This window comes from Corynebacterium pygosceleis (assembly GCF_016595275.2).
In the GTDB taxonomy this organism is placed as follows: domain Bacteria; phylum Actinomycetota; class Actinomycetes; order Mycobacteriales; family Mycobacteriaceae; genus Corynebacterium; species Corynebacterium pygosceleis.
In genome coordinates, this window is record NZ_JAENIQ020000005.1 from 18,726 (window position 1) to 44,843 (window position 26,118).

The following is a 26,118-nucleotide window of genomic DNA, read 5'->3' on the forward strand; positions in this document are numbered from 1 at the left end:
TGCGCCGCGTGGTCCCTCCACCGTGGCCTCCCGGGCTACACTGTTTTCATGCGCGTTTACCTTGGAGCGGACCATGCAGGGTTCGAAATGAAGAATGTCATCGCACAACATCTGACCGACGCCGGACACGAGGTGATCGACTGCGGCGCCCACACCTACGACGCCGAAGACGATTACCCGGCGTTCTGCATCGAGGCGGCATCCCGGACGGTCAACGATCCGGGTTCGCTCGGCATCGTTCTCGGCGGCTCCGGAAACGGTGAGCAGATCGCCGCGAACAAGGTCAAGGGTGCCCGGTGCGCCCTCGCCTGGTCCGAGGAGACCGCGCGCCTGGCCCGCGAGCACAACAACGCCCAGCTGGTCGGTATCGGCGGACGGATGCACTCGAAGGAGGAGGTGCTGGCCATCGTCGACGCCTTCCTCGACCAGGCGTGGAGTGAAGCTGAACGCCACCAGCGACGCATCGACATCCTCGCCGACTACGAGAAGACGGGGATCGCCCCGGCGCTGCCCGAGGCCTGACCGACGGCACGACGGCCACTGATAAACGGATAAAAGGGGGGAGGGGCCCGACCTTGATGGTCGGGCCCCTCCCCCCTTGCCCGTGCTCGGGGACGGGTGGGGAATCAGAAGTCGAAGCCCCCGAAGTCCATTCCGCCGTCACCGCCGAAGAATCCTCCGTCCCCGCCATCGCCCCCGAAGAATCCGCCTTCTCCACCGGCACCCGGGTCACCGGTGCCGAGTTCCTGACCGCCACCGTCACCGATGGCATCCGCGCCACCATCTGCCCCGGGGTCACCGGATCCCTGCTCGAACTCCTGCGGCCCGTAGTGGATCCCGGACATTCCCCCGAAAAGCATGGAGAACATCATGACGGAACCTGCGGTCCACATCCCGGTCCGGGCTGCGGAAGCCCACCACGGTTCGGAGTACCAGCCCGCGGGCACCGGGCGCCCGGCGACCATGCCACCCGGGTAGTAGTTGGGGGTGTCCGGTGTGGCGGTGGGTGACGCGGTGATCTGTGCTCCGTCGTGGTTGATGGTGCGCTGTTCGGTGACGGATCCCGCGCGCCGCTGCCCCTCCAACGGAGGAAGCTCCGGGCCGGCGGGCATGCCCATGATCTCCCGGGCCGCATTGACGTAGTGGAGCCCCTCGAGGGCGGATTCGCGCGCGAGTTGAGCCTGTCGGACGGTTTGCGCGGTGCCGATCTGGCCGGAGGCCGCGTTGTAGCGTTCGGACGCGTCCGCGAGAGCCTGCGTCGAGGCGGCGTCACTGCCGGTCAGGGTGAGGACCTGCGAACCGAGTCGTTCGATCCACCGGCGGGCGTCGGCCACCGCATCATCCAGATCTGACTCGGTGGAGCGGCGTGCGGACGCTGATCCGGACCTGGACAGCAGGACAACCGCTCCGATGATGACGACGGCGATCAGGAGCAGCGGAAGAATGTTCATCGGCAACCTTCGTGTGGGGTGATGGACGGTGGTCGTGTGGGGTGGAACGGAGCCACGCGCTGAGCCACCGCGAGATACGGCGGAGTTCGGTCAATCGCGGGGAAGCCCGGCCCGGTGGAACCGTCTTCTTCCCTCCCTACATGGACAACGTCCGACACGGAACCGGTGTTCCCGTACCGGTTTGCGCGGGGCCGTGGGGACATGAAAACCCCGTAGGCGGTTGGATCGCACTACGGGGTGAGCCGGATTCGGCTGATGAAGACGTCCGGTTCGTGGACCGGCGCGGGGTCAAGCTTCGGAAGACTCAGGGGACTTGGCTGACTTGCGGCCGTTCCTGCGCTCCTCGACCCACTCGTGGATGGTCTTGGAATCCCACAGGGTGAGTCCGTGCATTTTGGCGACGGGTTTGGGGGCACGGCCGCGCCCCGCGTAGCTGGTGAAGGTCCCGCGTGCGGTGCCGGAGAACCTGGCGCACTCGATGGCAGTCCAGAGCTCTCTGCCTGAGTCGGAGTCAATGATCTTGGGTTGCATGGCGGCCACGATACGGTAGGCAACTAACGGAGTCCTGAGAAAAATACCGGTCTGAGAACGCTCGTTGCCGCGCCTTTTTTGCTCGGAAAAATCCGGTGGCGGACAGGGTGCTGGAGTGGGGTGGTGTGTGACCGGGCGGTTTTTTTCGGGGGCACACTGTCCCAGCAGTGCAGATGTTGGAGGAACTGTTATGCCCAAAAGCATTTCCAAACGCAAAATCCTGAAAGTAAAAGGGTAGCCTATCCCTATTTGTAGTTAATTTACTGCTGAAAAAACGGTAAGATCGCACCAGTCAATTTCTTCACAACTTTTTCTGCATATCGTGAAAATAAGAGTCTCAAACGTGGGGTTCGGTCCATCGTGACGGTCGGATCGAGCACTTTTCCTCATTATGGGTGCCCCTGGATGTGAGGGTGTCTTCTCGATTTACCTGGCTGGGTCACCATCTTTGGGGGTCTGTCGGTCAATCGGTGTCACGGTCTGGGTGAGGGGCCGTGGTGGCCTTACGGGTGGTCTTACGGTCCGGAGGGTGTCTCCAGGGGGTGTCACCGGCGCATTTTTCATCTGGGCCGGGTTGCGTTAGACTTGTCCGCACTGCAGTTCAGTACCTGCTCCGCATCATCCGTATCGCCCCATTGTCTTTACGGTGACGGTGTCCGTCAGTGTCATGGAACTTCTACGCAGTCGTGGGAACGTCGTATAGTGGCTAATACCTCAGCCTTCCAAGCTGAAGACGCGGGTTCGATTCCCGTCGTTCCCTCCACGTGAAAAACACCCCCTACCAGCATATACAGCAGGTAGGGGGTGTTCTTTTTCGTGTTTTCAGATTCCGATGGGAGCTGAAATGGGAGCTATGAGAGCAAGGAATCAGGGGCCACGGTCCAGCTTGACAAATCAGCTGTCGGATTTGACTGGCCCTCCGGCGTTTCCAGCAACGTCCCGGGTGGGGGTTCTCCTCGTTGCCTTTCCCGTGTGACGACGGGGTGTTCCGGGTGTCGAGGGGCCCATCGAAATCGGAATCTTCTCCGTAGATGTGTGTGGCTGTGGGGCGGGGTGGCTGCATCTTGGCGGATGGGTATCATCAGGGCTATCCGGAGGACGGTCAGGAGCCCGAAAGCGGAACCGAACCAGTTACGCTTCATTTTTTCGGCTGATGTCCGGCACGTCGACAGTGCTGTGTGGCAGATCATGCCGACCTGCCATCCATCCCGTATGAGGAGGCGTGCATGGGTAGGGGAGCTTCGGCGACTCTCGAACTGGTCCGACATTCGGTCTCATCTCTTTTCCGGTCGTCCACGTGGCCCAATCCGGCCACGGCGGCATTTGCCCGAACTACCATGCTCGCGACCACGTCCACCGGGCTCATCATCTCCGCGATGGTCCTGTTCTTCGTCGACGGTGGGGCGCTGGCGATCAATGATGTGACACGGGCGGCCAGCATCGGGGGAGTGGCGGGACTGGTCGTCATCCCCGTGGCCGGGAGGCTCGCACGCGCCTACAGTGCGAAAACCGTGTACACGTCGACGCTGTTCATTCAGGCGTTGGTGCTGTCGTCCTGGCACGTCGTCTCCGCTGCGACGGCGACCACGCTCGCGATCATCGGTTTCTCGGTGTGTGTCGCAGCGGTCAACGCGACGGTCGGCAGTTTCATCACCGAACTCGGAATCCCGGCCCCCGACATGGCACTGACGCGGGCGGCGTTGCGGACGATCTCCAACATCGGCATCGGTTGCGGTGGCCTCATCGCCGGTCTCTGTCTCCGGTTCGGGCAGGCGGGTATCCGCACCGCCATCGCACTCGCTGGCCTGTTCACACTTCTGGCCTTCCTCAACGCGTGGCGAACCCGGACGGTGGAAGACGGAGGGGATGGAGGACCGGGCCGCCCGATCACGGTGAGCGGCAGTCCCTACCGTGAACCGCGCTACGTCGGCCTGTTCCTCAGCAACGGCATCCTGTCCACCCACACCGAGGTGCTCACCTTCGCCCTTCCCGCGGTGGTCCTTCTGTGGGGGAGCGACAGGATCGACATGGTGGGACTGTGTACCGCCCTCAACGCCCTGCTCGTCATCCTGTTCCAGATGAAGACCACACGCAGGGCGGCCACACTCAGGCGCACGACATCCATCGCCATCGCAACCACCGCCACTGTCGTGATGACTGTCCTCATCGCGGCCAGCGGGCATGTCACGACGGCCGCCGGCACCGCGTGCATCATCGCGGCGGTGATCGCCCTCACCGTCGGTGAACTGTGGCAGTCGAGCGTCGAGTTCGACGTCTCCTACGCTGCGGCTCCGGACGACAACCACCAGGAGTACCAGGCGGCCTATGCGTTCGGTCGCACACTGGCGCGAGCCGCCGCTCCCGTCGCCCTCGGCTGGGCGATCGTCCACGGCGATGGCGGCTGGTTTGCCCTTGGATGCGTGTACCTGGTCGCTGGCGTGGTTCACGCGACACTGGCGACGACCATCACCCACGGTTCCACCCGATAGATGTCCCTTTCAACCCAGGAGCCTGACCATGTCCACCGCCCGGCTCCCCGGAACGGACCGTACAGTCTCCGTCGGTGAACACACCCCGCCCGCCGACGTCACCGGCGACCCCCGAGACCCCCGGTTCACTTCCGGGGCGGGTCCGGCGCGGCTACGGGCATGATCACAGTGATGCGGCCCCGACCGGTCTTCTGCGCGCCAGCGCGACAGCCTGGGCGATGATTCGATCGTTTTCCCCGCCTCGGACGCAGCCTGTACGTACGTCTGGTGGGATTCGACCGGCCACGTTGCGGCCGTGTCGGCGTCTACGGCGTCTTGGCCGTGTTCGGGCCCGTGGCCCACGTGCCCGAACGGAACTGTGGCACGGTCTTCCCCGGAATGGAGTCCCTCGGGGCGAAGGTCCGGAGGAGCGCCGATGCGGAACCTCTGTGGGCCGTCTCTCCGAAAGGGGTTCCGCCGGCGGATCCCCGGTGAGGTGCCCGCGCGTGAGTCCACCGCCCTCGGCGAACTCAGCGCGGGAACGCCGACCACCTGACCCGGTTCTCCCGCGCCCGGGGCCGTCACCGGAGAGGATGTCCGTGGTGGACGCCCTCTTCGTTGACGCTGCCCGTGGTGTGGGGGCGGGTAACTGACGTGAGGTGCGGCTTTCCCGGTTTTTCTCGCCTGTGCCCGGGTGTTTCTCCGGTGGGAGGAGGTCTGTGAAGGTGAACTACGGGGGTCTGTTGAACCCGCCGGCGGGTCAGTCGGTAGACTGCACTGGCAGCAGCCCGATGAGGGTTGTGCCGCTTCAACGACAACGGGGTATGGCGCAGCTTGGTAGCGCACCTGCTTTGGGAGCAGGGGGTCGCAGGTTCAAATCCTGTTGCCCCGACAGGGAACACTCCCGCGCCGGTGTTCGGGTATATCTCCCGGGCACCGGTGGTGGAGAACCCGTTAGACGAATCAATACAAACATTATTCCAGGAGAGTGACTCGTGAAGAGTTCCGTCGAGCAGCTGAATGACACCCGCGTCAAGATCACCGTCGAGGTTCCCTTCGAGGACCTCAAGCCGGAGTTCGACCAGGCGTACAAGGCGTTGGCGCAGCAGGTGTCCATTCCGGGTTTCCGGAAGGGTAAGGCCCCGCGTCAGCTGATCGAGGCGCGCGTCGGTCGTGGCCCGGTGCTGGAGCAGGTCGTCAATGACATGCTTCCGAGCCGCTACGGTGCCGCCGTCGAGGAGAATGACCTCAAGGTCATCGGCCAGCCGGTCGTCGACGTCACCCGTATCGAGGACGGTGAACTCGTCGAGTTCACCGCTGAGGTCGATGTCCGTCCCGAGATCACCCTCCCCGACTTCTCCGACATCTCCGTCGAGGTCGCGCCGCTGGCCACCGATGACGAGGCCGTCGAGGCCGAGCTCCAGAGCCTGCGTGAGCGTTTCGGTTCGCTGAAGAACGTCGACCGTGCGGTCGCCGAGAATGATTTCGTCACCGTCGACCTGTCCGCCACCGTCGACGGGGAGACCATCGAGGAGGCCACCACCGAGGGCCTCAGCCACCAGGTCGGCTCCGGTGAGCTCATCGAGGGGCTCGATGAGACCCTCGTCGGCATGGAGGTCGGCGAGTCCCGCGAGTTCACGACGAAGCTTCTCGCCGGTGAGCACGAGGGCAAGGAAGCTCTCGTCACCGTCACCGTCGGTTCCGTCAAGGAGCGTGAGCTCCCCGAGGTCGATGACGAGTTCGCCCAGCTCGCCTCCGAGTTCGACACCGTCGAGGAACTGCGTGAGTCCCTCGTCCAGCGTGTCGAGGAGAGCGGCAAGGCGCAGCAGGCCGCGGAGATCCGTGACGAGGTGCTCAAGGCGGCCCTGGAGAAGTCCGAGTTCCCGCTGCCCGAGTCGATCGTCGACGAGCAGGTCAACAACCAGGTCCAGCAGCTCGTCAGCCAGTTCGGCGGTGACGAGAAGAAGCTCAACGAGCGTCTGAAGCTCGAGGGCAGCTCCCGCGAGGAGTTCGACAAGGACGCCCGCGAGCAGGCCGAGAACGCCGTCCGCACCCAGCTGTTCCTCGACGTCCTGGCCGACAAGGTCCAGCCCGAGGTGAGCCAGGAGGAGATGACCGAACACATCATCTTCACCGCGCAGCGTTACGGCATGGACCCGAACCAGTTCATCCAGCAGCTGCAGCAGGCGGGTCAGATCGGGAACCTCTTCAGCGACGTCCGTCGCGGCAAGGCACTCGCGGCCGCGATCTGCGAGGTCACGGTGACCGACTCCGAGGGCACGAAGGTTGATCCCGCCGCGTACTTCGGTGAAGAGGAATCCGACGATTCCGCGGACTCCAACGACGGTGACAAGGCCGCCGAGTAGCGGTACACCGGCGCCAGGCTGCCGGTGAAGAAGCCCGACCACATCCGGTGGCCGGGCTTTTTCCGACGGGAGTTCACCACGGTCCGGAGCCGGGAAAGCTGACAGCGAACAGAGCGGCGGCACCGGCCCGGGCGGCGGTACCCTTGCCATTACGGAAACAATAGACAACGTCCCACACAGTATGTCCGTCCCGGACGTCGCACCGTACGCGGGTGCGGCAGCAGATCCGGGGCGGCGAGAAGGTAGGTTCTGGAACCCATGACTGACACCACCCGGATGGCGGCCCCCACCAGCGGGCTCAACCTGAGCGACTCGGTCTACGAGCGTCTGCTCCGTGAGCGCATCATTTTCCTGGGTAGCCAGGTGGATGACGAGATCGCCAACAAGCTCTGCGCCCAGATTCTTCTCCTGAGCGCGGAGGACCCGACGCGGGACATCTCCCTCTACATCAACTCCCCGGGCGGTTCCGTCACGGCAGGCATGGCCATCTACGACACGATGAAGTACGCGCCGTGCGACATCGCGACCTACGGCATGGGCCTCGCGGCCTCCATGGGCCAGTTCCTCCTGTCCGCCGGAACGAAGGGCAAGCGTTTCGCTCTCCCGCACGCCCGCATCATGATGCACCAGCCGTCCGCGGGTGTCGGGGGCACGGCCGCCGACATCGCGATCCAGGCGGAGCAGTTCGCGTACACGAAGCGGGAGATGGCGGAGCTCATCGCGGAGCACACGGGCCAGACCGTCGAGCAGATCACCGAGGATTCCGACCGTGACCGCTGGTTCACCGCCGAGCAGGCACGGGACTACGGCTTCGTCGACCACGTCATCACCGCCGCCAACGGCTCCATCGCCAACTAAGTCCGGCACGCACCGGGACATCCAGGAGACAACGAAGATATGAGCAACGGAATGCAAATGCCCTCCGCCCGTTATGTGCTGCCCAGTTTCGTGGAGCACTCCGCCTACGGGGCGAAGGAATCCAACCCCTACAACAAGCTGTTCGAGGAGCGCATCATCTTCCTCGGGACGCAGGTCGACGACGCCTCGGCGAACGACATCATGGCGCAGCTCCTCGTGCTCGAGGGGCAGGACCCCGACCGGGACATCACGATGTACATCAACTCCCCGGGCGGTTCCTTCACCTCGCTGATGGCCATCTACGACACGATGCAGTACGTCCGGCCCGACGTCCAGACCGTCTGCCTCGGGCAGGCCGCGTCGGCGGCGGCGGTGCTGCTGGCCGCCGGGTCCCCCGGTAAGCGTGCCGCACTGCCGAACGCCCGCATCCTGATCCACCAGCCGGCCACCGGTGGTGTGCAGGGCCAGGTCTCGGACCTGGAGATCCAGGCACGGGAGATCGAGCGGATGCGGACCCTGATGGAGACGACCCTCGCCGAGCACACCGGCCGCTCCGCGGATCAGATCCGGAAGGACACCGACCGCGACAAGATCCTCACCGCAGCTGAAGCCGTCGAGTACGGGCTGATCGACCAGGTCTTCGACTACCGGAAGCTGTCGAGGCAGGCGTAGGTCGAATATTTCCGTGCCGTCACCCGGCCGCGCCTCGGACAAGGGGGCGGGGGCCGGGTACTAGAGTGGGGCGGACGATCGAATGTACGTGGCGCAGCCGCGTACCCCGGCTCAAGATTGCGAGTGACTAACCGAAGGCCATGGCACACATGCAAGAAAGCTCGGACCTGCTGAAGTGTTCTTTCTGCGGGAAAAGCCAGAAACAGGTGAAGAAGCTCATCGCGGGCGGTGGCGTCTACATCTGTGACGAGTGCATCGAACTCTGCAATGAGATCATCGAGGAGGAGATGGGGCAGGCCACGGAGGCCACGGACGACAAGGCTGCCCGTCTGCCCCGCCCCACGGAGATCTCCGCCTTCCTCGACACCTACGTCGTCGGGCAGGATGACGCCAAGCGGATCCTCGCGGTCGCGGTGTACAACCACTACAAGCGGATCCGTGCCGAGGAATCGCGGGCGGACCACGGCCGGGACGACGACATCGAGCTCGTGAAGTCCAACATCCTGCTCCTCGGTCCGACGGGATCGGGGAAGACCTACCTGGCGCAGACCCTCGCGCGGCTTCTCGACGTTCCCTTCGCCATCGCGGACGCCACCTCCCTGACGGAGGCGGGCTACGTCGGTGAGGACGTGGAGAACATCCTGCTGAAGCTGATGCAGGCCGCCGATTTCGACGTGCAGCGGGCGCAGCGGGGCATCATCTACATCGACGAGGTCGACAAGATCTCCCGCAAGTCCGAGAACCCCTCCATCACCCGGGACGTGTCGGGGGAGGGGGTGCAGCAGGCGCTGCTGAAGATCCTCGAGGGAACCACCGCGTCGATCCCCCCGCAGGGCGGGCGCAAGCACCCGAACCAGGAGTTCATCCAGCTCGACACCTCCAACATCCTGTTCATCGTCGCCGGGGCCTTCGCCGGCCTCGAGCAGGTCATCCAGGACCGGGTCGGGAAACGCAGTCTCGGTTTCGGGGCGCAGGTCCGGTCCCTCCACGAGGACGAGTCCGTCGACATCTTCCGGGAGGTCCGCCCGGAGGATCTGGTGAAGTTCGGTCTGATCCCCGAGTTCATCGGCCGGCTCCCCGTCGTCGCGACGGTGACCAATCTGGACCGCGCCTCCCTCGTGAAGGTGCTCACCGAGCCGAAGAACTCGCTGATCCGCCAGTACGAACGGCTCTTCGAGATGGACGGTGTCCGGCTGACGTTCACCGAGGACGCCCTCGACGCGGTCGCCGAGCTGGCGCTCGAACGGAAGACCGGTGCCCGTGGTCTACGGGCGATCATGGAGGAGATCCTCGTCCCCGTGATGTACGAGCTCCCCGACCGGGAGGACATCGCCGAGTGCGTCATCACCGCCGACGCCGCCCGCGGCACGGCGGAACCCGAACTCGTCCCGGGGCCCAGCGAGAAGACCGCCTGACACACCGGCCCGGACGCGGACGGAAGAAGAGAGGGCGCCTCCGGAAGGTCCGGCAACGGACCCGGAGGCGCCCTCTCCCCGTTGACACGGGCCGACTCACACGGTGTCGGTCTCCCCGTAGATGCTCGAGCTCCCGGAGTCGTGGTCGTCGGAGTAGTCCCGCCCACCGAGGGACAGGTAACTCATCGTGCCGGTCCCCGGCATGTTCGAGGTCAGGAAGGACAGGACCGTGTCGACCGCGAGCCTCTCCAACCCGGCGGTGTTCGTTCCGTCGGCGAGATCGACGTCGTAGAGATTCAGGTACGTGTCCCGGTTCGACGTCCGGAACGCGCACAGTGAAGAGATGATGGTGTAGATGTCCAGTGCCGAGATCCCCGGACGGAACGCCCCCGCATCCTGGCCGAGCATGAGCAACCGGTCCAGTGCGAGGAGCACGGCCGACTGATCGGCGAGGGGGGAGACCCCGCTGACCCCGGCGTGCCGGAACAGGTTCTCCAGCAGAATCAGACGCACCGCGGCGGGCTCAGCGAACATCCTCCGGCAGATGACCGCGACGATCTGTCGGATGCCGTCGACCGGGACGGTGGATCCGAACTCCATCTCGGTGGCGTCGGGACGGATGAGCGTGACGGCGCGGAGGAGCGCCTGGACGTAGAGGTTGCGCTTGTCCCCGAAGTGGTAGTGGATCATGCGTTTGGACATGCCCGACTCCTGCGCGATCGCCTCCAACCGTGTGTCCTCGAACCCGTGCCGGGCGAAGCTCTCCATCGCGACGGCGACGACCTGCTCCGCGGTCGTTCCCGAGGTGTCGGTGTCAGCGGGGGGACGGTTCATTCCCGTAGTCCTTTCCAGAGAGAGGCGTACACCGCTCCACGGCGTACGCGCGCCTGGCCGCCGACCACGTACCTCGGTTGCCAGTGCGCCGTTAACGTTGTGCCACCCCATTTACGGATCCGCGCCCGCCCAGCTGTTCCGGGGCGCGAGTGCGGGAGGAATGGGGCTACTACATTTCATCGTGCCCTAAATCCCGCCGTCGAGGGGTGCTGATCTGCCGTGATTCCCAAAAGTGCAGGTCGTATGTTGGGATCGTGGGTGGTCGGGGGTGGCCGGCTACGGAGGTGCTGATCCGGAGCATGTCGGGGGTGTGCACCTTCACACCGCTGAGGGCGTTTTTCGGACGGCGGGACGACGGCTTCGGGGCTACCCTGGAAGGTGTGCGACGGCCCTCCCGCCGTGTGTGCCCGTGCCGCCGTCCGCCATCGGCGGCGCGCCCGAGTGAACCTTCAGTGGGCTCTTCAGTGGGCTGACGTCACACGAACCCAATCCGCGCCCGCACCGGATCATCCCGGGGCACGGGCGACGACGAGAAGAGGATGATTCAACCTATGACCACTCAAGCCAAGAAGATCACCGTCACCGGTGCCGCCGGCCAGATCGCGTACTCCCTGTTGTGGCGGATCGCGAACGGTGACGTCTACGGCAAGGACACCCCGGTCGAGCTCAACCTCCTGGAGATCACCCCGGCTCTCGGCGGGGCGGAGGGCGTCGCCATGGAGCTCCTCGACTCCGCGTTCCCGCTGCTCCGTGACATCCGCATCACGGATGACGCCGACACCGCCTTCGACGGCGCCTCCGCAGCCTTCCTCGTCGGCGCGAAGCCGCGCGGCAAGGGCGAGGAGCGCAGTGACCTGCTCACCGCCAACGGCAGGATCTTCGGGCCGCAGGGCAGGGCCATCAACGACCATGCGGCCGATGACATCCGCGTCCTCGTCGTCGGCAACCCCGCCAACACGAACGCCCTGATCGCCAGGGCCGCCGCACCGGACGTTCCGGTGGACCGGTTCAACGCGATGATGCGACTGGACCACAACCGCGCCCTGAGCCAGCTGGCCACCAAGCTCGACCGCCCCTCCACCGAGTTCGAGAACCTGGTCGTCTGGGGCAACCACTCCGCGACCCAGTTCCCGGACATCACCTACGCCACCGTCGGCGGGGAGAAGGTCGCCGACCTCGTCGACCGCGACTGGTACGTCGACGAGTTCATCCCGCGTGTGGCGAAGCGCGGCGCCGAGATCATCGAGGTCCGCGGCAAGTCCTCGGCGGCGTCCGCGGCGTCGGCCGCCGTGGACCACATGCACGACTGGATCAACGGAACCGAGCGGTGGTCGAGTGCGGCGATCGTCTCGGACGGTTCCTACGGTGTCCCCGAGGGACTGCTCTTCGGTCTGCCGACTGTCGGTCGCGGCGGCACCTGGGAGATCGTCGACGGCCTGGAGATCGACGATTTCCAGCGTGCCCGGATTGACGCGAACGTCGAGGAGCTCCTCGCGGAGCGTGACGCCGTCTCGGATCTCCTCTGACCGCCCTTCCCCGCGCTGTCCGCTCCGACGCCCCGCCCACCCGGTCAACCGGGGTGGGCGGGGCGTCGGCCTGCTGAGAGGTGAAGGGTCCGCACCCTCTAAGATGGGCGGTGTGACTTCACAGAATGAGAACCAGGACAACCGCGCCGACAGGCTTCCGAAGAGCTGGGACCCGAAAACGGTCGAGGCTGAGCTGTACAGGGGTTGGGTGAACGCCGGCTACTTCACCGCCGACGCCGATTCACCGAAACCGGGATTCTCCATCGTTCTGCCGCCGCCGAACGTCACGGGGCAGTTGCACATGGGCCACGCCCTCGACCACACCCTGATGGACGCTCTCGCGCGACGTAAACGCATGCAGGGTTACGAGGTGCTGTGGCTCCCCGGCATGGACCACGCCGGAATCGCGACCCAGACCAAGGTGGAGGCCCACCTCAAGGAGACCGAGGGGAGGGACCGCCACGACTACGGTCGGGACGAGTTCGTCGAGAAGGTCTGGGAGTGGAAGTCCCGCTACGGTGGCGTGATCGGCTCCCAGATGCGTGCCATCGGTGACTCCGTCGACTGGTCCAGGGAACGGTTCACCCTCGACGAGGGACTGTCCCGTGCGGTGCAGACCATCTTCAAGAACCTCTACGACCGGGGCATGATCTACCGCGCGCACAGACTGGTCAACTGGTCCCCGGTCCTCCAGACCGCGGTCAGTGACATCGAGGTCGTCCACAAGGACGTCGAGGGCGAACTGGTCTCGATCCGCTACGGGTCACTCGACGACTCCGAGCCGCACGTCATCGTCGCCACCACCCGTGTGGAGACGATGCTCGGTGACGTCGCCGTCGCCGTGCACCCGGATGATGAACGCTACGCCGATCTGGTGGGCGAGACCCTGCCCCACCCGTTCCTGCCCGACCGGGAGCTGGTGATCGTCGCCGACGACTACGTCGACCCCGAGTTCGGTACCGGCGCGGTGAAGATCACCCCGGCACACGACCCCAACGACTACGCACTCGGGCTCCGCCACGACCTGCCGATGCCGGACATCATGGACGACACCGGCCACATCACGGGAACCGGAACCGAGTTCGACGGTCTGGACCGCGCCGAGGCGCGGGTGAAGATCCGCGAGGCTCTCGCCGCGCAGGGCCGGATCGTCGCCGAGAAGCGCCCCTACGTCCACTCCGTCGGGCACTCGGAGCGCTCCGGTGAACCCGTGGAGCCGCGCCTGTCCGAGCAGTGGTTCGTCAAGGTCGACAAGCTCGCCGAGATGGCCGGTGACGCGGTGCGTGAGCACGACACCACGATCCACCCGGTTGGGCAGGAACCCCGCTACTTCGACTGGGTCGACGACATGCACGACTGGTGCATCTCCCGCCAGCTGTGGTGGGGCCACCGGATCCCGATCTGGTACGGCCCCGACGGTGACGTCATCTGCGTCGGTCCCGACGAGACCGCGCCCGAGGGCTACGTGCAGGACCCGGACGTCCTCGACACCTGGTTCTCCTCCGCTCTGTGGCCGTTCTCCACGATGGGCTGGCCGGACGCCACTCCGGAACTGAAGAAGTTCTACCCGACCTCCGTGCTGGTCACCGGCTACGACATCCTCTTCTTCTGGGTCGCCCGGATGATGATGTTCGCCACCTTCGCCGCCACCCTCGACGACAGTGACCTGGTCACCGCCGACGGTGGCCGACCCCAGGTTCCGTTCACCGACCTCTTCCTGCACGGACTCGTCCGTGACGAGAAGGGCCGGAAGATGAGCAAGTCCCTCGGCAACGGCATCGACCCGATGGACTGGGTCGAGCGTTTCGGCGCCGACGCCCTGCGCTTCACCCTCGCACGCGGCGCGAACCCGGGCACCGACCTGCCCATCGGCGAGGACTCCGCCCAGTCGTCCCGCAACTTCGCCACGAAACTGTTCAACGCGACCCGCTTCGCCCTGATGAACGGTGCCCGGGTCGGGGAACTCCCGCCGCGTGCGGAACTCACCGACGCCGACCGCTGGATCCTCGACCGTCTCGAACAGGTCCGCGCCGACGTGGACCGCAACCTGGACAGCTACCAGTTCGCCAAGGCCAACGAGGCGCTGTACCAGTTCGCCTGGGGTGAACTGTGCGACTGGTACCTGGAGATCGCGAAGGTCCAGATCCCCCGTGACCTCACCGCGGCCCCGGAGGATGACGCCGCCAGAGGACGGAACACACAGCTCGTCCTCGGTACCGTCCTCGATGTCGTGCTGCGGCTGCTGCACCCGTCGATCCCCTTCGTCACGGAAACCCTCTGGAAGGCGCTCACCGACGGAGAATCCCTCGTCGTCGCCGACTGGCCGACCGCAGCCGACACCACCGACGGCGAACCCATCGACGAGACCGCGGCGCGCCGCATCGCGGACGTCGAGAAGCTCGTCACCGAGATCCGTCGCTTCCGCTCGGACCAGGGGCTCAAACCCTCCCAGAAGGTCCCGGCACGCATCGACTTCACCGCCGCCGACCTCGAGACCCTGGTCCCCGCGGTGCGTTCCCTCGTGCGCGTCGAGGAACCCGACGCCGATTTCACGCCCTCCGCGTCCCTCGAGGTCCGTCTGTCACAGGCCACCATCACCGTGGAACTCGACACCTCCGGGACCGTGGACGTCGCCGCCGAACGCAAGCGCCTCGACAAGGACCTGGCCACCGCGCGGAAGGAAATCGAGACCACCGGAAAGAAGCTCGGCAACGAGAGTTTCCTGGCGAAGGCCCCGGCGGCCGTCGTGGACAAGATCCGCGAACGCCAGCGCATCGCCGCCGAGGAAGTCGAACGCATCACCCTCCGGTTGAAGGAGCTCGGCTAGACATGTCCGACACCATCGACCCCACCGGTTCCGGCTTCGAGGGGGGACGCCCCCGGGACACCCCGGCGGACGCCGCCGCAGCCCGCGCCGGGGAGCTCGGCGTCGACGAGGCGGGCCTCGTCCTGCCCATCGACGTCCACGCCCCGACGAACCCGCCCGCGGACGACACGATCACCCCGGAGGACCTAGCAGACCTCGCGCAGGTCGAGGCCGAACTCGACCTGCGCTGGCCGGAGACGAAGATCGACCCCACCCTCGACCGGATGACCCGGCTGATGGATCTGCTGGGCAACCCCGAGCGGAGTGTCACCGCGATCCAGGTCGCCGGGACGAACGGCAAGACCTCGGTGGTCCGGATGATCGAGTCCCTGCTGCGCGCCTTCCACCGCCGGACCGGGCGCACCACCAGCCCGCACCTCCAACTCGTCACCGAGCGCATCGCGGTCGACGGCGTCCCCGTACACCCGCGCCGGTACTGCGCCCTGTGGCGCGAGATCAAGCCCTACGTGGAGATCGTCGACGCCGCGTCGAAACGGGAGGGAGGGCCGCAGATGAGCAAGTTCGAGGTCCTCACCGCCATGGCCTACGCCGCGTTCGCCGACGCCCCCGTCGACGTCGCCGTCGTGGAGACGGGCATGGGCGGCACCTGGGACGCGACGAACGTCATCGAGTCCGACGTCGCGGTGATCACCCCGATCGGCCTCGACCACACCGACTACCTGGGGGAGACCCTCACCGAGATCGCCGGGGAGAAGGCCGGCATCATCAAGCCCCGCACCGTCGACGAGGACGACGTTCTCTCCCCACGGGAGAACATCGCCGTCGTCGCGGAACAGAACCCCGAGGCGCTGAAGGTCGTCCTCGAACGCGCCGTGGAGACCGACGCCGCCGTCGCCCGCGAGGGCGTCGAGTTCGGTGTCGTCGAATCCACCGTCGCCGTCGGCGGACAGCAGCTCGTTCTGCGCGGTCTCGGCGGCGACTACGACGACATCTTCCTGCCGCTGTCCGGCGCACACCAGGCCCGCAACGCCGCCTGCGCACTCGCCGCGGTGGAGGCCTTCTTCGGCGCCGGCGCCGGGCGCCAACTCGACCGGGACACCGTCCGTGAGGGATTCGGTACCGTCGCATCCCCGGGCAGACTGGAACGCGTCCGGTCCACCCCGACGGTGTTCGTCGACGCGACCCACAACCCCCACGGGGCGAAGGCGCTCGGAGAGGCACTCGACCGGGACTTCGACTTCCGTCGACTCATCGCGGTCCTCGGCTGTTTCGGGGACAAGGATGCCCGGGGCATCCTCACCGCACTCGAGCCCCACGTCAGTGAGGTCGTGTGCACGCAGTCCACGTCGCCCCGGGCACTCGACTGCCACGAACTGGCCGACCACGCCCGGGAGATCTTCGGTGAGGAACGCGTCCACGTCGACGAGACCCTGCCCGGTGCGGTGGAGACCGCCGTGGCACTCGCCGAGGAGACCGACGCACCCGGTGAAGCGGTCTCCGGATCCGGTGTCCTGATCACCGGTTCGGTGGTCACCGCCGGCGAGGCCCGCACACTGTTCGGAAAGGAACCGTCATGACGGAGGAGAGGAAGAACGAAGAGATCGAGTACGGTCCGCTCGGGCCCGGGCACGCCCCGGCCAAGGACCCCATGAAGGGCCTGCGCGGTGTCATGGCGGGCACCCTGGTCATGGAGTCGATCTCGCTGCTTCTCGTCCTGACCGTGATCGCGCGGGTGGACGGTGGGGCCCACTGGACCACGTTCAACTGGGTGTATGTCACGGTCATCGGTGTTGCCATGTTCATCGTGGCGTTCATGCAGAAACGCCCCTGGGCGATGGCGGTCAACTGGGTGCTCCAGATCGCCGCGGTCGCCGGTTTCTTCGTGCACTACTCGATGGGTGTCATGGCGCTGATCTTCGTCGCCGTCTGGCTCTACATCATGCATCTGCGCAAGGTTCTCGTCGAGCGGATGCGGCGGGGACTCCTGGTCACCCAGCACACGTGAACGGGGCATAGACTGTCCGTATGAGTTTGTCCGTACGGCGCCTGATCGGCGTCCTCTATTTCGTGTTCGGTATCGGCTGCCTGTGGGGCGGTTACCTCCTGTTGGACGGTCACCGGTTGGGTGGTGTGGCCGTCTTCGTCACCTGCGCCGGGGTCATGGGCGCACTGGAGGCATGGCGCCGCCGCCGGGAATCCGCCGCCGCAGCGGACGCCGTCCGCCGTCCACTCGATCCCTCCCTCCGCGATCGGGCGATACAGCTGAAGGGGGAGGGGCGGCGGAACCCCGCGCTCGCCGTGTTCCGCAACGCCCCACCGTGGCCGAACCTGAAGACCTCGGAGGCGATCGTCGATTCCCTGCCCGCCGCGCCGGGGAAAGGTGCCGCAGGTGAGGAGACCGATCAGCTCGGGCTGCTGACCGCCGACTACCGGGAGATCATCCGTGTCCGAGACGGCGGGGACGTCCCCTCGGCCGTGAAGACGCTCCGCACGAAGGTCCCCCAGTTGACCGTCACCGATGCCGCACGCGTGGTCCGGGAACTCTGACACCCCTGCCGTACGTCGGTCCCGTCCCACTTCTGTAGAATTCGCGGCATGACTGAACGTACCCTCATCCTGATCAAGCCGGACGGCGTCGAGCGCGGCCTCGTCGGCGACATCATCAACCGCATCGAGCGCAAGGGCCTCAAGCTCGTCGCCATGGATCTCCGTGTCACCGACCGTGAGACCGCGGAAAAGCACTACGCCGAGCACTCCGACAAGCCCTTCTTCGGCGAGCTCGTCGATTTCATCACGTCCGCTCCGCTGGTCGCCGGCGTCGTCGAGGGCCCCCGTGCGATCGACGCGTGGCGTCAGCTCGCCGGTGGCACCGACCCGGTGTCCAAGGCCACCCCCGGCACCATCCGCGGTGACCTCGCCCTGGATGTCGCCACCAACGTCGTCCACGGCTCCGATTCCCCGGAGTCCGCCGAGCGCGAGATCGGCATCTGGTTCCCGAACCTCTGATCCGTCTCCGACCGCCCTCCCCCACCCTGCAGTGGGGGAGGGCGGTTTTTCGTGGTCTCCGTCCGGGGGTGGGGTACGGGGGTCATGCGGGAGTGACGCGCAGGTCGGGCGAGGTGCCGCCGTCGGGTTGCGCTCAATGCGGGGACGGGGGTCGGATGTGTGCGACAATGGGGGTCGGCTCCGCCTTTCTCGTTCGCGCCCGTCACCGGGTATCGCTGGAACGCAGCGGGAGCCGTGGAAGACACACTTTCTGATCGAGCACACGACAACTAAAGACTTTTTCACCCCGCGCGGCGGCGGCAGGGACACGAGACGAGAAGTAGAAGAGAAGACCCACTTGTCCTGCCAGCGCCCGGGGAAGTCGCGACAAGAGGAGACCCCGTGGCTGACACCACCGGTACAGAACCGAAGAAGACCCGCCGGACCGCGAAGCGGACAACGAGGAAGACGGCACCCGCGAAAGCCACGGAGGAATCCGTCGGCACCGGTGACGCACCGGCGAAGAAGCGCACACGCACCACCACCCGGAAGGCCGCCGCCACCCCGACCACCGGGGACACGACCCCGGAAACCGGGGCGGTGTCCGAAGCGAAGAAAGCCCCGGCGAAGAAGCGCACCACCCGGAAAACCACCGCGAAGAAGACCACCACGGGGAAGAAGACCGGAGCGTCTTCCTCCACCGCGAACCGGAGGAAGACGTCCGCCGCCACCGCCCCGGCGGCACCGTCCACGACAGGCGACACGGACGCGGCGGAGAACTCCACTGTTTCCGCGGCGCCGAAGAAGCCGAAGAAGACGTCGCGTCGTCGTGCGGGCCGTACAACTGACACGACCCCGGCACCGGCCGCGGAGATCGCGGCTGCGGCGGAGATCCCCGCTGACGCGACCGCGCGTCTCGCCGCCGAGTTCGACCGCTCGAAACTGGGCGCGAAAACCAGGGTGCACGTCCTGGCCAAGCTGCTCGCCACCACGTCCAAGGACCTCATCCTCACCCTGGACAAGATGGGACTGGTCAAGGTCGCACAGTCCTCGCTGAGCACCGAGGAGGCGAACCGGCTCCTCGACGTCCTCGCGGTGCCCGCGGAGGACGCCCCCGAAACCCCCGGTGGCGAACCCGTGGAGAAGATCAGGGTCAGGGTCGAGAAGAACGTCGCCAACGAGATCCACCAGATCGAGGAGAAAGTCGACCGCGAACTCGCCGATGTCGACCACGACCGGGATTCCGCCCGTGGCTCCGACCCCGACTCCGGTTTCGACATCGGGGAAGCCGTCCTGGAGGAACGGGACTCCGAACTTCTCGAGGACGTCGTCCCCGCAGTCACCCCGGCACCGGACGCACCCGCCTTCATCGCCCCCGTGTTCCTCGCCCCCACCTCCACCACCGTGGAGGACGCCACCGGTGGCGCCGGAGACGTCGCCGACGCGGACGGTCACGACGGTGAGGACGGGGACGACTCCGACGACAACCCCGACAACGGTGCCCGACGCAAGCGCCGTGGCCGACGCGGCAAGGGCCGCGGCCGTGGCGCGGAGGACAACGACCACGGCAATGACCGGCAGCACGGCACGTCGAAGGACACCGACGACGCGGACGCGGCCGAACTGCCCGATGAACCCGTGGCCCTGAAGGGATCCACCCGTCTCGAGGCGCAGCGCCGCCGCCGGACCGAACTGCGCGAGGAGGGCCGCAAGAAGCGGCACGTCGTCTCCGAGGCGGAGTTCCTCGCCCGCCGTGAGTCCGTCGAACGCACGATGGTCGTGCGGGAGAAGGCCCGCACCGATCACCCCGGTTCCGTCACCCAGGTCGGTGTCCTGGAGGATGACCTGCTGGTCGAGCACTTCGTCACCTCGGAGACCCAGTCGTCGATGGTGGGCAACATCTACCTCGGCCGCGTCCAGAACGTCCTGCCCTCCATGGAGGCCGCTTTCATCGACATCGGCAAGGGGCGCAACGGTGTGCTCTACGCCGGTGAAGTGGACTGGAAGTCCGCCGGCCTCGGCGGCCGTTCGCGCCGCATCGAGCACGCCCTGCACTCCGGCGACCAGGTGCTCGTGCAGATCACCAAGGACCCGGTCGGGCACAAGGGTGCCCGACTGACCACACAGATCTCACTCGCCGGACGGTTCCTCGTCTACGTGCCCGGCGGTCGCAGCGCAGGCATCTCCCGGAAGCTCCCCGAGAGTGAGCGCAAGCGCCTGAAGGCGATCCTCAAGGAGGTCGTCCCCGCCAGTGGTGGAGCGATCATCCGCACCGCAGCCGAAGGTGTCCACGAGAAGGAGATCGCCGCCGACGTCAACCGCCTGCACTCACTCTGGGAGGACATCCAGGAGAAGGTCAGCCAGGAGAAGAAGTCCAGGGGATCGAAGCCGGTGACCCTCTACGAGGAGCCGGACATGCTGGTCAAGGTCGTCCGCGACCTGTTCAACGAGGACTTCGACGCCCTCGTCGTCGAGGGCAACAGGTCCTGGAACACCGTCAACGCCTACATCCGCTCCGTCGCACCCGATCTCGAGGAGCGCATGGAACGCTACGACGCGAACGCCAACGGTGGCGTCGACGTGTTCGAGCACTACCGCATCGACGAGCAGTTGCAGAAGGCACTGAGTCGCAAGGTGTGGCTGCCGTCAGGCGGGTCCCTGGTCATCGACCGCACCGAGGCGATGACCGTCATCGACGTCAACACGGGTAAGTTCACCGGCTCCGGAGGCAACCTCGAGGAGACCGTCACCAGGAACAACCTGGAGGCGGCCGAGGAGATCGTCCGACAGATGCGGCTGCGGGACATGGGCGGCATGATCGTCGTCGACTTCATCGACATGGTCCTGCCGGAGAACCAGGATCTGGTGCTGCGCCGTCTCACCGAGGCGCTCGGACGCGACCGGACCCGCCACCAGGTCAGCGAGGTCACCTCCCTCGGCCTCGTCCAGATGACCCGCAAGAAACTCGGTACGGGTCTGTTGGAGACCTTCTCCACCGAATGCGAGACCTGCGACGGGCGGGGCATCGTCGTCCACGCGGACCCGGTCGAACACGAGGAGGAACCGCCGCGTTCCCGCCGGGGGCGCAGGGGTGCCGCCGATTCCGACGATCAGTCCGGACGGCGCCCCGCTGCCGGAGCGTCGAACAGTGACACGGACCGCGGGGAGGAAACCCGGGCGGACAACCGCGACGACCACTCCGACGAGACACCGTCCATCGAGGAGCTCGCCGACGCCGTCGTCGCAGCCACGGAAGAGGAGGAGAACACCGACGGAAAGTCCGCGCGCCGCAGCGGCCGGTCCGGGGCGTCCCGCCGTGGACGTCGGGGTGGACGCCGCACCGGTTCCGCCGGCGACACCACCCCGAACACCGGCGGGGCGGAGGACGACACCTCCGCGGCATCAACGGATGACGCACACGGCACCGCAGACGCGGACACCCGCTCCACCGGGGTGGACGATCGCGGTGACGGCGACGACCGTGGGGAGACCCGGTCCCGCCGCAACGCACGCGGCCGTCGTCGCAGCGCCCGCACCCCGGACAACACGACGGATGAGCGTCCCGACACCCGGGACGACCGGAACGACGGCCCCCGGGACACCGCCGGAGCGGACCGACGTCGGAACGGGGAGGAGACGAACAGCGTCGAATCCATCGCGGCGGCCGCCGTCGCCCTCGCCGGAGCGGAGGACCCGGACGAGCCGTCGGGCGCCGACTACCTCCCCGCCGACAGCTACCGGGAGGCCCTCGAGGCATTCGAGGCGTCCCCGCGCCGGAAGCGGAGGACCCGCGGAAACTCCGTCTCCGACCATCCGCCGAAGCGCTCCGACTACATGTCCGGCCCACTGGCCGACGAGGACATCGAGGAAGTGGACCGGGATGACACCGGGGACACCACGACGGAACAGTCCGCTTCCGCCGCACGTCGCGCACGGCGCGGTGGCCGCCGCGGCAGCGGCAACGCCCGGCCCGTGGCCGACTCCACCGACGCCACCGCTTCCACCGGTGACACCGACGCCGACGGGTCGACCGACGGCTCCGCCGGTACGGAGGGGAACTCCGTCTCCACCTCCGCCCCGGCCGAGGGATCCCGACGGAAACCGGACTCCACCGACTCCGCGGAGCCGGCACCGGGACGCCGGGGACGCAGGAGGGTCACCAAGCGTCTGACGAAGAAGCAGATCGCCGAGGCCAGGGACGAGGCCACCGCCGATGCCGGGACAACGGGAGAAACGGAAACTCCGGCAGAGGAGACCTCCGGAGCTTCGGGTGCGGGCGGCGTGCAGGTGAAGAAACTGCGTCGCGGCCGCCGCCGGATCGTCCGACGCATCGCCGCACCGGCCGCGGCCGACGACCGGACCCCGGACGCGGGTGCCCCCGACGAAGCTGCGGAGGCGGGCTCCGGCCAGGGGTCACCTGCGGTGGACAGCTCCACAGCCGACAAACCGAAGCGGGGACAACGAGGTCGCCGGCGTGTCGTCCGCAAAGTTCCCGGAAAGAGGTAGTGGGTTTGTCTTTTACCCGTCCGGGGCGGTAGTCTTTGACAGTCGCTGTTCCAGACCGTATCGGCGTGCACTATCCGCCGGTCGCACGGCCCGTTTCTTCACCGGACGGGCCGTGGGGTCTGGTACGCAAGTGTTCAACACAGTCCATTGAAAGTGCTGCTGCTTCACCGGTGGCGCACTCATCCGAGTTTTTAGAAAAAGGGGTAGCCCTCCTATGTATGCGATCGTCAAGACCGGCGGCAAGCAGTACAAGGTTGCCGAAGGTGACCTCGTCAAGGTCGAGAAGATCGAGGGTGAGCCGGGTTCGTCCGTGGCTCTCACCCCGGTTCTGCTCGTCGACGGCGCCGAAGTAACCACCGCCGCTGACCAGCTCGCCAAGGTGAGCGTCAACGCAGAGATCGTCGAGCACGCCAAGGGCCCGAAGATCCGAATTCTCAAGTACAAGAACAAGACCGGATACAAGAAGCGTCAGGGCCATCGTCAGCCGCTGACCGTCATCAAGGTCACCGGCATCAAGTAAGCCTGCCGGCTTTCATCGATCTTTTCCTTTGAAGGAGGGAGACAGACAATGGCACATAAGAAGGGTGCTTCCAGCTCCAGCAACGGTCGCGATTCCGAGTCAAAGCGTCTCGGCGTCAAGCGTTTCGGTGGCCAGCAGGTCAAGGCCGGCGAGATCCTGATCCGTCAGCGCGGTACCTCGTTCCACCCCGGTGAGAACGTCGGCCGTGGCGGAGACGACACGCTGTTCGCTCTGAAGGCGGGCTCCGTGCAGTTCTCCACCAAGCGCAACCGTCGCATGATCAACATCGTCGAGGAAGTTCCGGCCGCGGTCTAGGACCCCCGGTTCACTTCTCCACGAAGCTGCCTGAACGGCGCCGAACTCCCGGAGGGGAGTCCGGCGCCGTTTTCGCGTGCCCGCACCGCCTGTCTCCGCGACCCGCTGCGGGGAAAACGGATGCGGCGGGAGCCGCTGCCCAACCCGGTCCCCCGACCCTCCCTGTCCCGCCCGCTTCGCGGATCAGGTGAGGTCCGCGAACCAGTCGGCCAGGTGCCGGGTGCCCGTGCACCGGCCGACCGCGTCACGGGTCATCGACTCGGCGAAGAACCGGGCCAGGTTTCCGTGACGGTCACTGACCCGGCCTGCCGTCCAGACCATGCCGTCAAGTAGCCGCCGGGGTATCCGCAACGTACACGGATCGGTTCCGGCCGCATCAGCCGCGATCCGCACGACCTCCCGCGCGGTCAACACATCGGGGCCACCGACCTCGACCCGGCCGGTCCCGGGGCCCGTCGGCCCCTCGGACAGATCCGCGCAGAACGCCGCGAGGTCCGCCCCGTGGATCGGATTCAACCGGATCCCGGGATCAGGGGGAAGAAGGAGCACACCCCTCCGGGCGAGGTCCACCGTGGAGGACATGTCCGAGAAGTACGCGGACGGGTTGACGATCCACCCCGGGACCGGAGACGACTCCAACGCCGCAGCGAAGGCCGTCTTCGACCGTGCCACCAGGGACGTACCGTGTTCCATGCCGATCGCTCCGACATAGAGCATCGACTCCACCCCGGTACGCTCAGCCTCACGCAGAACCGCGAGGTTCGCCAGAAAATCGACGTCCCAGGGGCTCGCCTTCTGGCGGGTCACCCCGAGTGCGGAGAACACCCGCCCCGAACCCACGAGAAGACCCGTGATCCGACCCGGTTCGGTGACGTCCGCGCGGACCAGCTCCGTGTGCGCCCCGATCAGCGGGGGAGCGCCGTACGGTCCCGGTTGACGGGCACGCCCGGGGTCACGGACCACGGCGCGGACACGGTGTCCACGGGCGTCCAGCTCGGCGACGAGATACCGCCCCAGGTACCCCGTCGCTCCGACGACGGTGACCGGGCGGTCGGAGACGGGACTCATGCCGGGTACCTGATCTGCATCCTCCCGAGTGTAGGGGAACCTGCCGTTCGACCGGCCCGGCCCCGGGCGGCGGCCGGCTGTGTCGGCGGTCAGTGGTGGCGTGGTCGGCGTGCCCCCGGATGTCGCGGTCCTCACGGCGGTGGCCCGGGGCGGCGGGAAGCGGACGGGAGTAGGCCCTGAGTCGCGTGTTCGGTAGGTTGGAGGGAGCATTTTTCTTCAACAAGAAAGCCTTTCAACGTTATGAGCAACCGTTTCGTGGACCGCGTGGTCCTGCATCTGTCCGCCGGCGACGGCGGGAACGGCTGCGCCTCCGTCCACCGTGAGAAGTTCAAGCCCCTCGGCGGCCCCGACGGCGGCAACGGCGGGCACGGCGGGGACATCATCCTCGAGGTGTCACCCCAGGTGCACACCCTCCTCGACTTCCACTTCCGGCCGCACATCAAGGCGTCCCGCGGCGGCAACGGCGCCGGTGACCACCGCAACGGTGCCCGGGGGGAGGATCTCGTCCTCGAGGTCCCCGCAGGCACCGTCGTCCTCGACGAGGCGGGTGAGGTCATGGCCGACCTCACCTCGAACGGGATGCGCTACGTCGCGGCCCAGGGCGGTCACGGCGGGCTTGGCAACGCGGCGCTGGCTTCCCGTGCCCGCAAGGCCCCCGGTTTCGCCCTGAAGGGCGAGCCCGGTGAGGAGCACGACGTCATTCTGGAACTGAAGTCGATGGCCGACGTCGGGCTCGTCGGTTTCCCGTCGGCCGGTAAATCGTCACTGGTCAGCGTGCTCAGCGCCGCGAAGCCGAAGATCGCGGACTACCCCTTCACCACGTTGCGTCCGAATCTGGGTGTGGTGAACGTCGGGAACGGCACCTTCACCATCGCCGACGTGCCGGGTCTGATCCCCGGGGCGTCGACGGGTAAGGGGCTCGGCCTGGACTTCCTCCGGCACATCGAGCGTACGGCGGTGCTCGCGCACGTCGTCGACGCCGCGACCCTGGAACCGGGCCGTGACCCGGCCAGTGACATCGAGGCGCTCGAAGGGGAACTCGCGGCCTACGAGTCCGCCCTCGACAGGGACACCGGCCTCGGGGACCTGAAGGACCGTCCCCGCATCATCATCCTCAACAAGGCCGACATCCCGGAGGCGGAGGAACTCGCGGAGTTCGTCAGAGAGGACCTGGTGGAGCAGTTCGGCTGGCCCGTCTTCATCATCTCCGCCGTGGCGCAGAAGGGCCTCGAGCCGCTGAAGTACAAACTGATGGAGATGGTGGAGACCCACCGCCGGGAGAACCCCGTCGCCGAGTCCGATGTGCGGACCATCGTGCGGCCCCAGGCCGTCGACGCGAAGGGTCGTACCCGGGACTTCGTCATCGAGGCCGACCCCTCGGAGGAGGGGGCCTTCCTCGTTCGCGGCGAGAAACCGGAGCGCTGGATCCGGCAGACCGATTTCGAGAACGACGAGGCCGTCGGCTTCCTCGGTGACCGGTTGGCGAAGCTCGGTGTCGAGGACGCCCTTTACAAGGCCGGCGCGAAGGCCGGCTGCACGGTCACGATCGGTGACCTGTCCTTCGAGTGGGAGCCGATGACCGCCGCCGGTGTGGATCTGACCCCGACCGGCCGGGGGACGGACGGTCGTCTGGAGCAGACGGGCCGTGTCTCCGCCGCGGAGCGCAAGCGCGCCTCCCAGGTGCGTCGTGGCCTGATCGACGAGCTCGACTTCGGCGACGGGGAGGAAGCCGACCGGGAGCGCTGGCAGGGCTGACCCTCCGTCCTCGCCGTCGTC

The 26,118-nt window shown here is 66.8% G+C and carries 20 protein-coding genes and 2 tRNA genes; 18 read left to right on the top strand and 4 right to left on the bottom strand.

What is annotated here, in order from left to right; genetic code table 11:
* Positions 1–48: 48 nt before the first annotated feature.
* Positions 49–522, top strand: a complete 474-nt coding sequence (locus JIM94_RS10090) for a ribose-5-phosphate isomerase (RefSeq protein ID WP_200250320.1) — start codon at positions 49–51, stop codon at positions 520–522.
* Between the two features lie 104 nt (positions 523–626).
* Here the strand turns inward: JIM94_RS10090 and JIM94_RS10095 are convergent, their stop codons facing one another.
* Positions 627–1,445: a DUF1542 domain-containing protein gene (locus JIM94_RS10095; protein ID WP_200250372.1), complete on the bottom strand. Its 819-nt coding sequence runs from the start codon at positions 1,443–1,445 to the stop codon at positions 627–629.
* A gap of 294 nt (positions 1,446–1,739) precedes the next feature.
* Positions 1,740–1,982: a helix-turn-helix transcriptional regulator gene (locus tag JIM94_RS10100; protein ID WP_200250317.1), complete on the bottom strand. Its 243-nt coding sequence runs from the start codon at positions 1,980–1,982 to the stop codon at positions 1,740–1,742.
* A 688-nt stretch (positions 1,983–2,670) separates the two neighbouring features.
* Between JIM94_RS10100 and JIM94_RS10105 the strand changes: the two genes are divergently transcribed.
* The 7 genes from JIM94_RS10105 (at position 2,671) to clpX (ending at position 9,761) form a co-directional block, all read left to right on the top strand.
* Positions 2,671–2,745: transfer RNA gene (locus JIM94_RS10105), tRNA-Gly, on the top strand.
* A gap of 574 nt (positions 2,746–3,319) precedes the next feature.
* Complete coding sequence (locus JIM94_RS10110; protein WP_200250783.1) at positions 3,320–4,471, top strand: MFS transporter; 1,152 nt, start codon at positions 3,320–3,322, stop codon at positions 4,469–4,471.
* Positions 4,472–5,268: 797 nt separating this feature from the next.
* Positions 5,269–5,342: transfer RNA gene (locus JIM94_RS10115), tRNA-Pro, on the top strand.
* Positions 5,343–5,445: 103 nt separating this feature from the next.
* Positions 5,446–6,816: a trigger factor gene (gene tig / locus JIM94_RS10120; RefSeq protein ID WP_200250782.1), complete on the top strand. Its 1,371-nt coding sequence runs from the start codon at positions 5,446–5,448 to the stop codon at positions 6,814–6,816.
* A gap of 258 nt (positions 6,817–7,074) precedes the next feature.
* Complete coding sequence (locus JIM94_RS10125; RefSeq protein WP_200250779.1) at positions 7,075–7,674, top strand: ATP-dependent Clp protease proteolytic subunit; 600 nt, start codon at positions 7,075–7,077, stop codon at positions 7,672–7,674.
* A 39-nt stretch (positions 7,675–7,713) separates the two neighbouring features.
* Positions 7,714–8,346 carry an ATP-dependent Clp protease proteolytic subunit gene (locus JIM94_RS10130; RefSeq protein ID WP_200250776.1) on the top strand — a complete coding sequence of 211 codons (633 nt, stop codon included), beginning with the start codon at positions 7,714–7,716 and terminating at the stop codon, positions 8,344–8,346.
* Positions 8,347–8,486: 140 nt separating this feature from the next.
* Positions 8,487–9,761 carry an ATP-dependent Clp protease ATP-binding subunit ClpX gene (gene clpX / locus JIM94_RS10135; protein WP_200250774.1) on the top strand — a complete coding sequence of 425 codons (1,275 nt, stop codon included), beginning with the start codon at positions 8,487–8,489 and terminating at the stop codon, positions 9,759–9,761.
* Between the two features lie 96 nt (positions 9,762–9,857).
* On the opposite strand, the gene JIM94_RS10140 is transcribed toward clpX, so the two are convergent.
* Positions 9,858–10,595, bottom strand: a complete 738-nt coding sequence (locus JIM94_RS10140) for a TetR/AcrR family transcriptional regulator (protein WP_200250771.1) — start codon at positions 10,593–10,595, stop codon at positions 9,858–9,860.
* Positions 10,596–11,146: 551 nt separating this feature from the next.
* Between JIM94_RS10140 and JIM94_RS10145 the strand changes: the two genes are divergently transcribed.
* The 9 genes from JIM94_RS10145 (at position 11,147) to rpmA (ending at position 23,274) form a co-directional block, all read left to right on the top strand.
* Positions 11,147–12,121: a malate dehydrogenase gene (locus tag JIM94_RS10145; protein ID WP_200250769.1), complete on the top strand. Its 975-nt coding sequence runs from the start codon at positions 11,147–11,149 to the stop codon at positions 12,119–12,121.
* Positions 12,122–12,224: 103 nt separating this feature from the next.
* Positions 12,225–14,948, top strand: a complete 2,724-nt coding sequence (locus JIM94_RS10150; protein ID WP_200250767.1) for a valine--tRNA ligase — start codon at positions 12,225–12,227, stop codon at positions 14,946–14,948.
* A gap of 2 nt (positions 14,949–14,950) precedes the next feature.
* Positions 14,951–16,525, top strand: a complete 1,575-nt coding sequence (gene folC / locus JIM94_RS10155; RefSeq protein WP_200250757.1) for a bifunctional tetrahydrofolate synthase/dihydrofolate synthase — start codon at positions 14,951–14,953, stop codon at positions 16,523–16,525.
* Entirely contained in the window at positions 16,522–16,953 is a 432-nt protein-coding gene (locus tag JIM94_RS10160) for a DUF4233 domain-containing protein (RefSeq protein WP_200250754.1), read from the top strand. The genes folC and JIM94_RS10160 overlap by 4 nt, the downstream gene beginning before the upstream one ends.
* 20 nt (positions 16,954–16,973) lie before the next feature.
* The gene (locus tag JIM94_RS10165) at positions 16,974–17,495 is read left to right on the top strand and encodes a hypothetical protein (RefSeq protein ID WP_200250752.1); all 522 of its coding nucleotides are present in this window, start codon (positions 16,974–16,976) and stop codon (positions 17,493–17,495) included.
* Between the two features lie 48 nt (positions 17,496–17,543).
* Positions 17,544–17,954 carry a nucleoside-diphosphate kinase gene (ndk, locus tag JIM94_RS10170; protein ID WP_200250749.1) on the top strand — a complete coding sequence of 137 codons (411 nt, stop codon included), beginning with the start codon at positions 17,544–17,546 and terminating at the stop codon, positions 17,952–17,954.
* 852 nt (positions 17,955–18,806) lie between these two features.
* A complete protein-coding gene (locus tag JIM94_RS10175) occupies positions 18,807–22,439 on the top strand; it encodes a translation initiation factor IF-2 N-terminal domain-containing protein (RefSeq protein ID WP_248085976.1) in 3,633 nt (1,210 codons plus the stop codon).
* A 214-nt stretch (positions 22,440–22,653) separates the two neighbouring features.
* A complete protein-coding gene (gene rplU / locus JIM94_RS10180) occupies positions 22,654–22,959 on the top strand; it encodes a 50S ribosomal protein L21 (protein WP_198737741.1) in 306 nt (101 codons plus the stop codon).
* A 48-nt stretch (positions 22,960–23,007) separates the two neighbouring features.
* Complete coding sequence (gene rpmA, locus JIM94_RS10185; protein WP_200250734.1) at positions 23,008–23,274, top strand: 50S ribosomal protein L27; 267 nt, start codon at positions 23,008–23,010, stop codon at positions 23,272–23,274.
* A 183-nt stretch (positions 23,275–23,457) separates the two neighbouring features.
* Here the strand turns inward: rpmA and JIM94_RS10190 are convergent, their stop codons facing one another.
* Positions 23,458–24,342, bottom strand: a complete 885-nt coding sequence (locus tag JIM94_RS10190) for an SDR family oxidoreductase (RefSeq protein WP_200250731.1) — start codon at positions 24,340–24,342, stop codon at positions 23,458–23,460.
* Positions 24,343–24,582: 240 nt separating this feature from the next.
* Here JIM94_RS10190 and obgE point away from each other — a divergent pair, with 240 nt between their 5' ends.
* Positions 24,583–26,097: a GTPase ObgE gene (gene obgE / locus JIM94_RS10195; protein WP_200250729.1), complete on the top strand. Its 1,515-nt coding sequence runs from the start codon at positions 24,583–24,585 to the stop codon at positions 26,095–26,097.
* Positions 26,098–26,118 lie beyond the last annotated feature (21 nt).

Coding starts and splice junctions, on each gene's coding strand:
- JIM94_RS10090 (WP_200250320.1), top strand. CDS start 49: ATGCGCGTTTACCTTGGAGCGGACCATGCAGGGTTCGAAATGAAGAAT.
- JIM94_RS10100 (WP_200250317.1), bottom strand. CDS start 1,982: ATGCAACCCAAGATCATTGACTCCGACTCAGGCAGAGAGCTCTGGACT.
- JIM94_RS10110 (WP_200250783.1), top strand. CDS start 3,320: ATGCTCGCGACCACGTCCACCGGGCTCATCATCTCCGCGATGGTCCTG.
- JIM94_RS10125 (WP_200250779.1), top strand. CDS start 7,075: ATGACTGACACCACCCGGATGGCGGCCCCCACCAGCGGGCTCAACCTG.
- JIM94_RS10130 (WP_200250776.1), top strand. CDS start 7,714: ATGAGCAACGGAATGCAAATGCCCTCCGCCCGTTATGTGCTGCCCAGT.
- clpX (WP_200250774.1), top strand. CDS start 8,487: ATGGCACACATGCAAGAAAGCTCGGACCTGCTGAAGTGTTCTTTCTGC.
- JIM94_RS10140 (WP_200250771.1), bottom strand. CDS start 10,595: ATGAACCGTCCCCCCGCTGACACCGACACCTCGGGAACGACCGCGGAG.
- JIM94_RS10145 (WP_200250769.1), top strand. CDS start 11,147: ATGACCACTCAAGCCAAGAAGATCACCGTCACCGGTGCCGCCGGCCAG.
- JIM94_RS10150 (WP_200250767.1), top strand. CDS start 12,225: ATGGGCGGTGTGACTTCACAGAATGAGAACCAGGACAACCGCGCCGAC.
- folC (WP_200250757.1), top strand. CDS start 14,951: ATGTCCGACACCATCGACCCCACCGGTTCCGGCTTCGAGGGGGGACGC.
- JIM94_RS10160 (WP_200250754.1), top strand. CDS start 16,522: ATGACGGAGGAGAGGAAGAACGAAGAGATCGAGTACGGTCCGCTCGGG.
- JIM94_RS10165 (WP_200250752.1), top strand. CDS start 16,974: ATGAGTTTGTCCGTACGGCGCCTGATCGGCGTCCTCTATTTCGTGTTC.
- ndk (WP_200250749.1), top strand. CDS start 17,544: ATGACTGAACGTACCCTCATCCTGATCAAGCCGGACGGCGTCGAGCGC.
- rplU (WP_198737741.1), top strand. CDS start 22,654: ATGTATGCGATCGTCAAGACCGGCGGCAAGCAGTACAAGGTTGCCGAA.
- rpmA (WP_200250734.1), top strand. CDS start 23,008: ATGGCACATAAGAAGGGTGCTTCCAGCTCCAGCAACGGTCGCGATTCC.
- JIM94_RS10190 (WP_200250731.1), bottom strand. CDS start 24,342: ATGAGTCCCGTCTCCGACCGCCCGGTCACCGTCGTCGGAGCGACGGGG.
- obgE (WP_200250729.1), top strand. CDS start 24,583: ATGAGCAACCGTTTCGTGGACCGCGTGGTCCTGCATCTGTCCGCCGGC.